This is a genomic window from Cupriavidus sp. SZY C1, assembly GCF_032190535.1.
GTDB lineage: Bacteria > Pseudomonadota > Gammaproteobacteria > Burkholderiales > Burkholderiaceae > Cupriavidus > Cupriavidus pauculus_C.
The window spans coordinates 1-4,939 of sequence record NZ_JAUANU010000030.1 but is presented as its reverse complement, the minus strand read 5'-3'; the positions used below and the strand labels follow the sequence as shown (position 1 = coordinate 4,939).

Genomic DNA, 4,939 nt, shown 5'->3' with positions numbered 1-4,939 from the left:
TCGCCGCAGGAGTTTGAGGACAAGTTCAAACGCCAGACAACCTTAATACCTGTCTGAAAAAACTTGACCACTACATTTTGCTCCCCTCTCCCGCGAGCGGGAGAGGGGTTGGGGGTGAGGGCAGGCGGTTCAAATTGCGACAGATCGGCAAGCAGAACCTCAACACCCTCACCCCCGGCCCCTCTCCCACGTTGTGGGAGAGGGGAGAAAACCAGTGGCATGGCATTCGCCGGCGGCGTTTTTTTGCTCCCCTCTCCCGCACGCGGGAGAGGGGTTGGGGGTGAGGGCCGGCGGTTCAAACTGCGACCTGTCGGCAAGCAGCACCTCAACACCCTCTCCCCCAGCCGCTCTCACCACGTTGTGGGAGAGGGGCGCAAACCAACGCCGTGGCATTCGCCGAGAAAGTCGGTCTCCGCCACCTCCATCAACCCATCCACCACCACCGCCCCCGACACCCCCAGCATGACCGGATTCAGGTCGACCGACCGGATGCCGCCTTGTGCCGCGTGCACCAGTTGGCCGACCTGCGCGGCCAAGGTGCAGAGGGCGGCGATGTCCAGCGGGGGATCGCCGCGCACGCCGTCGAGGATGGGGGCGATGCGCAGGCGGCGGACGGCGCGTTCGATGGTGGCGGGGCGGGCGGGGGCCAGCAGCACGGCCGTGTCGCGCAGGGTTTCGACGTACTTGCCGCCGTCGCCGATCAGCAGGACGGCGCCGAAGGTGGGGTCCCAGTGCGCGCCGACCATGCACTCGCGCTGGCCGCGCGTCATGCGGGCGACGATCACGCCTTCGCAGGGCGCGTGCAGCGTGTCGAGCGTCTGGGTCTGCTGGGTAAAGGCGGCGACGATGGCGTCGCGGCTGTTGCAGTTCAGCGCGACCAGGCCGTGTTCGCTCTTGTGTGGCACGGCTGGCGAGCTGGCCTTGACCGCGACCGGGGCGCCGATCCGTTGCCAGGCGGCCACGGCCTCTTCGGCGGTCTGGCACAGGTAGTGTTCGACCACGGGCACGCCGGCCTTGGCCAGCCGGGCCAGGCTGGCGGCCTCGCTGAGCGTCCGGGCGGGCGCCGTGGCTGGCGGTGCCGATGTCGGCATGGCCGTTTCGCCAGCGATGTCGCGCAGCAACTGCTGGTGGGCGGTGAGCTGGTGGAAGGCGGCCAGCGCGTCGGCGGCGTGGAAGAACGTTGGCACGCCGGCCGCGCGGAACACACCGGCCACCGATTCCTGCCAGGCGGCGACGGCGATCGGCTTGCCGGCCGTGTCGGCAAACTGCGCGGCGTCGCGGGCAAAGCGCGGCACGTCGTAGCCCATGCCGGCCACCGGAATATCGAGCAGCACGAAATCCGCAGCCGGATCGGCGCCGACGATGGGCAGCACGTCGCCGAACAGGCCGCTGTTGGTCAGCAGCGCGGCCGTGACGTCGACCGGGTTGGCCGTCGCGGCGAAGCCGGGCAGCTTGCCGGCCAGCGCGGATTGGGTGGGCGGGGCCAGCGGCGCCATGCCGATGCCGAGCGCGTCGGCGCTGTCGGTGGCCATCACGCAGCTCGCACCCGAGTTGCTGACGACGACGAGCCGGCGGCCCTCGGGCTGCCAGCCGCGCAGGTAGAGCGGCGCGCAGCGGGCCAGCGCGTGGGCGTCGTCGACGCGCCAGATGCCGTGGCGGGCCAGGAAGGCGTCGACCGCGCGGTCCTCGTTGGCCATGGCGCCCGTGTGCGACGCCGCGGCGCGCGCGCCGGCCTGCGAGCGGCCCGATTTCACCGCCACCACCGGCACGCCGCGCGCCCGCGCCACGGCGGCGGCCTCGGCCAGCACGGCCGGGTCGGTCAGCGTTTCCAGATAAAGCAGCAGCAGCCGGATGTCGGGGTCATGCGCCACGGCCAGCGCCAGTTCGCTGACGGTCACGTCGGCCTGGTTGCCCGTGGCGTGCACATGGCGCACGCCGATGCCTTGGTGCCGCAGCAGCCCGTAGACCAGCGCCGCCGTGCCGCCGCTCTGGCTGACCACCGCGACCGGTCCGTCCTTTGGCGGAATTTCGATGAACATGGTCGAGAAACTGGCGATGGCGCCATTGCCGAAGTTCGCCAGCCCCTGGCTGTTCGGCCCGACGATGCGTAGCCCGGCGCCGCGCGCGATGCGCACCATGTCGTCCTGCTGGCGCCGGCCGTCCTCACCGGCCTCGCCGAACCCCGAGGCAATGACGATGGCCGCACCCACGCCCAGCCGCGCGCAGTCGGCCACGGCCTGCACCGCCGCATCGCCGCCCACCACGATCACGGCCAGCTCGGGCGCCTGGGGCAGCGCGTCGAGCGACGGGTAGGCGCGCAGCCCCTGCAGCGTCTCGCGCTGCGGGTTGACCGGGTAGATCGTGCCGGCGTAGCCCATCGCTTTCATATAGTGGATCGGCCGGCCGCCGATCTTGTGGATGTTGTCGGACGCGCCGACGATGGCAACGGAACGCGGGGCGAGCAGGGCGGAGAGGGTGTCGGACATCGGTGTGGTCTCGGTGTTGTTCTGGGTGAGGCGGGCCGGTCAGGCGGGGACGAAGCGCAGCAGCGGCTGGCCGTCGACGTCGAAGCGGCTGGCGCGTACGCGGTCGCCGATGGCGGTGCCCGGCGCGGCGTGGCCCATCACGCGCGGGCCTTCGTCGAGCGTGGCGATGACCAGCGTGTACGGCGCCAGTGCCTGGAAGGCTTCGGTCGGCCCGCGGAATACCTCGGTAACGGCGTGCACCGTCGCCAGCCCGCCGCTGTCGCGCCAGACCAGCGCGCGGCTGCCGCACTGGCGGCAGGCATGGCGTTGCAAGGGCTGCCAGGCGCCGCAGGCGTCGCAGTGCTCGTAGCGGACCACGCCGGCGGCCACGCCTTCGGAAAATGGCGATGTCATGAGGCCTCCAGGACCAGGCTGACATGGGACGACAGCACGCCGCCGTCGGCATGGAACAGGGCGCGCCGATGCGGCGGCACCTGCCGCGCGCCGGCCGTGCCGGCCAGTTGCCGCGCGGCCTCGGCCAGGTGCATCAGCCCGCCGGCCACGCCGGAATGGCCGAACGCCAGCAGCCCGCCGTGGGTGTTCAGCGGCAGCGGCCCATCGGCGCGGAAATCGCCCGCGCGCAGCCGCGCGACCGCCTGTCCGCGTGGCGCGATGCCGATCTCTTCCAGCAGCATGACCAGCGTGATCGTGAACGAGTCGTAGATGGCGAGCGTGTCGATATCGGCCACGGTGCAGCCGGCCTCGGCCAACGCCCGCCCGGCGGCGTCGGCGGCGCCGGTGGCCATCACGTCGTCGATGGCGCACAGGTGCTGGTGGCGATGCGCCTGCCCGGCGCCGGCAATCCGCACCGGGCGGCCGGGGCCCGGTTTGGGCGACACGACGATGGCCACCGCGCCGTCCGAGATCGGGCAGCAGTCGGACAGCCGCAGCGGCGACGCGATGGGCCGCGCCTGACGCGCGGCGTCCAGCGTCAGCGGCTCGCGCAGGTGGGCGTCGGGATGCCCGGCCGCGTGCTCGCGCATCAGCACGGCAAAGTCGGACAGCGCGTCGGCGTCCAGGCCGGTCTCGAACAGGTAGCGCGATGCCAGCAGCGCGTAGTAGGCGGGCACCGAGGCGCCGTTCGGCACCTCGATCTCGGGCGCGCCGACCTGCGCCAGCGTCTGCACCGACTGGTCGCGGCTCTGGCCGCTAAGACGATTCTCACCGGCGACGACCAGCACGTTGCGGCATCGCCCGCTGCGTACCAGGTCATGCGCCAGCATCGCCATCAGCCCGCCCGTGGCGCCGCCGCCGGCCATGCCATGCGCGTAGGCCGGCCGCAGCGACGCGAACTCGCAGAAGCGGTCGGCCAGCATCAGGTGCGGCAGCGTGGTGGCGTAGCCGCAGAGCACGCCGTCGATCTGGTCGCGCGGCAGGCCGGCGTGCGCCAGCGCGGCATCGGCAGCCTGCGCCATCAGCGTCAGCGGCGTACTGCCGGGCAGCCGGCCGAAGCGCGTGTTGCCGACGCCGCGCACATACGTCTCTGCCATCGTCATTTCTTCAAAAGCGGGCACTGGGACTTGGCCGGCGGCATGAACGCCTGGTCGCCGGGCACGGTGGCCAGCAGCTTGTAGTAGTCCCACGGGTACTTGGATTCCTCGGGCTTCTTGACCTCGAACAGGTACATGTCGTGGATCATCCGGCCGTCCTCGCGGATCCGCGCGTTCCTGGCAAAGAAGTCGTTGATCGGCAGCGACTTCATCTGCTTCATCACGGGCGCCGTCTCGTCGGTGCCGGCCGCCTGCACGGATTTCAGGTAGTGCGTGACCGACGAATAGACGCCGGCCTGGCTCATGTTCGGCATCTTCTTGACCTTGTCGAAGTACTTGCGCGACCACGTCCGCGTGGCGTCGTTCATGTCCCAGTAGAACGCCTCGGTCAGCACCAGCCCCTGCGCCGTCTTCAGGCCGATGGCGTGGATGTCGTTGATGTAGAGCAACAGCCCGGCCATCTTCTGGGTGCCGTTGCGCGTCAGGCCAAACTCGGAGGCGGCCTTGATGGCATTGACCGTGTCGCCGCCCGCGTTGGCCAGCCCCACCACCTGGGCCTTGCTGGCCTGGGCCTGGAGCAGGTACGACGCGAAGTCGCTGGTATTGATCGGATGCCGGGCCGCGCCCAGCACCTGCCCGCCGGCCTCGGTGACCACCGTGGTGGCCGATTGCTGGAGCGTGTGGCCGAACGCGTAGTCGGCGGTCAGGAAGAACCACGTCTTGCCGCCGCGCTGGACCATCGCCCGGGCCGTGGTATTGGCCAGCGCGTAGGTGTCGTAGGCGTAGTGGACCGAGACCGGCGTGCAGAGGTCGTTCGTGATCCGCTCGCTGCCGGGGCCGGAGAACACCACCACCTTGTTCTTCTGCCTGGCGACGTCGAGCACGGCCAGCGCCGGCGCGGACGCGGCCACGTCCAGGATGGCG

The 4,939-nt window shown here is 70.8% G+C and carries 4 protein-coding genes; all 4 read right to left on the bottom strand.

Annotated features, from left to right (window positions below):
- Positions 1-350: 350 nt before the first annotated feature.
- Entirely contained in the window at positions 351-2,486 is a 2,136-nt protein-coding gene (locus QTN24_RS24875) for an acetate--CoA ligase family protein (protein WP_313840234.1), read from the bottom strand.
- Positions 2,487-2,525: 39 nt separating this feature from the next.
- On the bottom strand, positions 2,526-2,879 hold the full coding sequence (locus tag QTN24_RS24870) for an OB-fold domain-containing protein (protein WP_313840233.1): 354 nt from the start codon (positions 2,877-2,879) through the stop codon (positions 2,526-2,528).
- On the bottom strand, positions 2,876-4,021 hold the full coding sequence (locus QTN24_RS24865; RefSeq protein ID WP_313840232.1) for a thiolase family protein: 1,146 nt from the start codon (positions 4,019-4,021) through the stop codon (positions 2,876-2,878). Before QTN24_RS24865 ends, QTN24_RS24870 begins: the two co-directional genes overlap by 4 nt.
- Positions 4,018-4,939, bottom strand: a 922-nt coding sequence (locus QTN24_RS24860) for an ABC transporter substrate-binding protein (protein ID WP_313840231.1), incomplete at its 5' end; no start/stop codon positions are given. The genes QTN24_RS24865 and QTN24_RS24860, both read right to left, overlap by 4 nt.

Excerpts from the sequence above, each read along its gene's own strand:
- QTN24_RS24875 (WP_313840234.1), bottom strand. The coding sequence starts at position 2,486 with ATGTCCGACACCCTCTCCGCCCTGCTCGCCCCGCGTTCCGTTGCCATC.
- QTN24_RS24870 (WP_313840233.1), bottom strand. The coding sequence starts at position 2,879 with ATGACATCGCCATTTTCCGAAGGCGTGGCCGCCGGCGTGGTCCGCTAC.
- QTN24_RS24865 (WP_313840232.1), bottom strand. The coding sequence starts at position 4,021 with ATGACGATGGCAGAGACGTATGTGCGCGGCGTCGGCAACACGCGCTTC.